Here is a 3,850-nt window from a genome sequence, read left to right on the forward strand (position 1 = left end):
CACCCCGTCCGTATGCCCGACTGCATGCCCGTCCGCACCGAACCACCGGGAAGGCCGCCCGCCGTGACCGTCCGCATCGCCACCTGGAACATCAACTCCGTCACCGCGCGGCTGCCCAAGCTCCTGGAGTGGCTGGAGAGCGCCAAGCCCGACGTGCTCTGCCTCCAGGAGCTCAAGTGCGCGGCCGACGCCTTCCCGTACGAGGCCGTCCGCGAGCTCGGCTACGAGACGGCCGCGCACGGCAGCGGCCGCTGGAACGGCGTCGCGATCGTCTCCCGGATCGGCCTGGACGACGTCGTGCGCGGCCTCCCCGACCAGCCCGGCTACCTCCCCGACGGCGCCCTGCTGCCCGAGGTCGAGCCGCGCGCCATCGCCGCCACCTGCGGCCCGGTCCGGGTCTGGTCGGTCTACGTGCCGAACGGCCGCGAGGTCGGCCACGCGCACTACCAGTACAAGCTGGAGTGGCTGGAGGCGCTGCGCAAGGCCGCCACCGAGGACGCCGCCGGCCCCCGCCCGTTCGCCGTCCTCGGGGACTTCAACATCGCCCCGACCGACGACGACGTCTTCGACGCCGCCGCCTTCGAGGGCCTCACCCACGTCACCCCGGTCGAGCGCGCCGCGCTGACCGCCCTCGGCGGGATCGGCCTCCAGGACGTGCTGCCCCGCCCGCTCAAGTACGACCACCCCTACACCTACTGGGACTACCGCCAGCTGGCCTTCCCCAAGAACCGGGGCATGCGGATCGACCTCACCTACGCCAACAAGCCCTTCGTCGAAGCCGTCACCGACAGCTACGTGGACCGCGAGGCCCGCAAGGGCAAGGGCACCTCGGACCACGCGCCGGTCGTGGTGGACCTCGACCTCTGAGCCGCACCGGGAGGGCGCCACTCCATGTGAGCGCCACGGCATGACCCCCGCCGCGGACGTCACGACGGGTCACGGGTCGTAACCCGAACGGTCGTGAGCGCTGGCCGAGCACGGGGCGCGTCCCTACCGTCGGTGAATGACCGGGTGCAGCTGCTCGACCAGTGGACATGGGAGTCCCCGGCTGCGCCCGAGAATCCCGGAGGTTCCGGTATGCGCCCCATGCGTACGGCCGCCGCCGCCCTGATCGGCGCGACGGCGCTGACCGGCCTGACGGCCCCCCTCGCATCCGCCAGGGACGGTGCCGCGTCGGTCAGCCCGTCCCAGGCCGCACCGGGCCAGACCGTGACGGTCACGGTCGCCTGCGAGAAGTCGGACAAACCCGACGCCAAGACCATCACCGCCCGCTCCGCCGCCTTCGAGGGAGGCCCGGCGACCCTCACCCTGGGCCCCGACGGCAGGCACAGCGGCTCCGCCCGGCTGGCCGGCCAGCACGCCGGGGACAGCAAGGTCGACGGCACCTGCCCGGACGGCGGGGCCTTCGCCACCAGCGTGACGGTCGCCACCGTGGCCGTGCCCGACAAGGGCGGTGACAAGAGCGGCGACAGGAGTCCCCAGAAGAACCCGAGCCTCGGCGAGTGGGGCGAGGCCGCGGGGGAGTGGGCCGGATCGCTCGGGCAGTCCGGCGCGGGCAACCAGCAGGTCGCCCCGCACGGCGCCGTGCAGACCGGCCTCGGTGGCTCGGTCGCGGCGAACCCGGGGGAGCTGGCCGGCGGCCTCGCGCTGGTCGCGGGCGGTGTCGGCGGCTTCTGGCTGCTGCGGAGGCGCGGTGCCTGAAGGCCTCGCCCCCGCGCGCCCCTGTGCCGCGCCGCTGGATCCCGACGGGACCGGCGGCGCGGCGGCGTGTCGGGACGCCCTGTCGGGCTGGTGTGCCGGTGCGCCGGTGCGTCAGGCGGTCCGCGGTTCGGCGCCCTCGCGGTGGAGCCGGTCCTGGTGCCGGAGGGTGCCGTCGGCCAGCAGGTACTGGGCCAGCACATAGGTCGCCATGATCCAGAACTGATGGCCCGGCAGCTCCCGCCACTTCGCCAGCTGGGTGGCGATCAGCGTGTCGGAGAGCAGGAACAGCGCCCCGCCCAGCCCGGTCCGCCAGCCCAGCCCGGCCGAGGTGACGGCCGTCGACGCGAGCAGCAGGCTGTAGCCGGCCACCGGCACGCGCAGGTCCCCGAGGTCCGGCCAGAGCTGCCCGACCAGGGCCACCCAGGCCGTCGCGTACGCGGCCGCGACCACCAGGGCCCGGCGGCGGTCGGTGAGCGCGCCGCGCCGGACGAACATCGTCACGTAGCAGACGTGCGCCGCCGCGAACGATCCCATGCCCGCGAGGAACGCGGGGTCGTTCTTCAGCTGGAGCAGCACGTCCCCGCCCGCGCTCAGCAGCAGCGCCGGCGCCAGCAGCTTCGGCGCCTCCCGCCCGGCCTTCGCGGCCGCCGCCACGCTGTGCGCGGCGAGCAGCGGCATCAGGGCCGGCTTGGTGGCGTTCTGGAGCACCGAGGCGCCGGAGGCGATCGCGCCCAGGTGCGCCGCCGAGGTGGCCGCGAAGCCGCCCAGCAGGCCGGTGGCCGAGCGCAGGCGCGCCCCGAGGCCGACGCGGGTGGTGGTACGGACGGTCATGCGTGCGCCTCTCGGTGATCCGCTGCTTCGGACCGACCCTAGAGGAGCCGGACCGGCGGTGGAAGGGCCGGTTACCGGTGCGTAACCCCGATGGGGTGCGGCGGATGACGGCGCGGCCGGTGAGCGGAGCGCGGGCGGCCGCTTCGAGGGCTCTTGCGGAGAGTTCCTCAGGAGGGCGGTTGCTGCGGTCGGGTGGCCCGAGCACCGTCTAGTCTGGACCCCGACATGGATCAGCAGGACTACGCGGTCGGCGCCACCCGGGTGGCCGCCGGCAGGCCGGACGGACGCACGGGCGGGGCAGGGCGGGGAACCGCCGCCGCCGTCCTCGCCGTACGCGAAGCCGGTCCCGAGGCTGGTCCCGACGCCGGTGGTGCCTCCGGGTCCGCGGCCGGCCGCGCCTCCGGTCCGGCTGACAGGGCGCCGGGGGCGGCCGAGGGGAGCGGTGCTGACGGCCCGCAGGCGTCGGAGCCCGCGGCCGTCGACGTGACGCTCTCGCCCGACCCGGGGCTGCTGCGCCTGGCCCACTGGTTCGCCGCCGCCACCCCCGGCACCGCCGACGACCTCTGCACCGCCTCCTTCGGCCTCTACCCCGCCCGCCACCTCGGCACCGCCGCCGAGCCCGCCGCCGATCCCGGCGTCAGCTGGTGGCACGGCCCCACCGCGCACTCCGCCACGCCCGTACGCCCCCGCGAGGACCGCACCGAGGGCGGGCTGCGCCGCGCCCGGCGCGACGACGCCGCCCTGCCCGTCGTCCGGTCGGGTGCCAAGACGGGTCGGCCGGGCCGGCACCGCAGGCCCGAACGCACGCGGGTGGCACCGCCCACCGTCGTCGCGCAGGGCCGTTCCGGCGAGGAGCTCCCGGTGGCCGAACGCCGGATCGCCGCGCGGCTGTTGCTCGCCCACCCGCTGGTCACCGCCTCCGGCCCGCACGCCGACGGCTTCCCGCTGATCCGCCGTCACCGGGACTGGCTCGCCGAGCGCTTCGACACCCTGCTCGGCTACCGCCTCGTGGTCGGCCCCTGGCACGCCCGGCTCTGCAAGGCCGGCCTGGGCCCCGGTGCCGCGCGCCGCCTCGAACACCCCGCCACCGGCGCTCCGTTCACTCCGGCCGGGTACGCCCAACTCGCCCTCGCGCTCGCGCTGTTGGTCGACGCCCCGGAGGAGCTCGGCTACCGGCGACTGCTCGACGCGATGGACGCCGCCGCCCCCGAACTCACCGCCGAACCGGCCGACCTCGCCATGGCGCTGGCGGCGCTGGCCGGGTGGCAGGTGCTCGGCGAGCTGCCGGCCGAAGGCCCGGCCGACGACTCCTTCGTGC

General features: G+C 75.8%; 4 protein-coding genes. 3 read left to right on the top strand and 1 reads right to left on the bottom strand.

Annotation, left to right across the window (positions count from 1 at the left end):
- Positions 1-24: 24 nt before the first annotated feature.
- Both ACFU6K_RS33385 and ACFU6K_RS33390 read left to right on the top strand, forming a co-directional pair.
- Positions 25-867: an exodeoxyribonuclease III gene (locus tag ACFU6K_RS33385; protein WP_380669479.1), complete on the top strand. Its 843-nt coding sequence runs from the start codon at positions 25-27 to the stop codon at positions 865-867.
- A gap of 210 nt (positions 868-1,077) precedes the next feature.
- The gene (locus tag ACFU6K_RS33390; protein ID WP_380669473.1) at positions 1,078-1,701 is read left to right on the top strand and encodes a hypothetical protein; all 624 of its coding nucleotides are present in this window, start codon (positions 1,078-1,080) and stop codon (positions 1,699-1,701) included.
- A 111-nt stretch (positions 1,702-1,812) separates the two neighbouring features.
- On the opposite strand, the gene ACFU6K_RS33395 is transcribed toward ACFU6K_RS33390, so the two are convergent.
- Positions 1,813-2,532 (bottom strand): lysoplasmalogenase, encoded by a 720-nt coding sequence (locus ACFU6K_RS33395; protein ID WP_380669475.1) that lies wholly within the window; start codon positions 2,530-2,532, stop codon positions 1,813-1,815.
- Positions 2,533-2,757: 225 nt separating this feature from the next.
- Here ACFU6K_RS33395 and ACFU6K_RS33400 point away from each other — a divergent pair.
- Positions 2,758-3,850, top strand: a 1,093-nt coding sequence (locus ACFU6K_RS33400; protein WP_380669477.1) for a DUF2398 family protein, incomplete at its 3' end; no start/stop codon positions are given.

The organism is Kitasatospora sp. NPDC057512 (genome assembly GCF_042802135.1).
Lineage (GTDB): Bacteria > Actinomycetota > Actinomycetes > Streptomycetales > Streptomycetaceae > Kitasatospora.

Excerpts from the sequence above, each read along its gene's own strand:
- ACFU6K_RS33385 (WP_380669479.1), top strand. The coding sequence starts at position 25 with ATGCCCGTCCGCACCGAACCACCGGGAAGGCCGCCCGCCGTGACCGTC.
- ACFU6K_RS33390 (WP_380669473.1), top strand. The coding sequence starts at position 1,078 with ATGCGCCCCATGCGTACGGCCGCCGCCGCCCTGATCGGCGCGACGGCG.
- ACFU6K_RS33395 (WP_380669475.1), bottom strand. The coding sequence starts at position 2,532 with ATGACCGTCCGTACCACCACCCGCGTCGGCCTCGGGGCGCGCCTGCGC.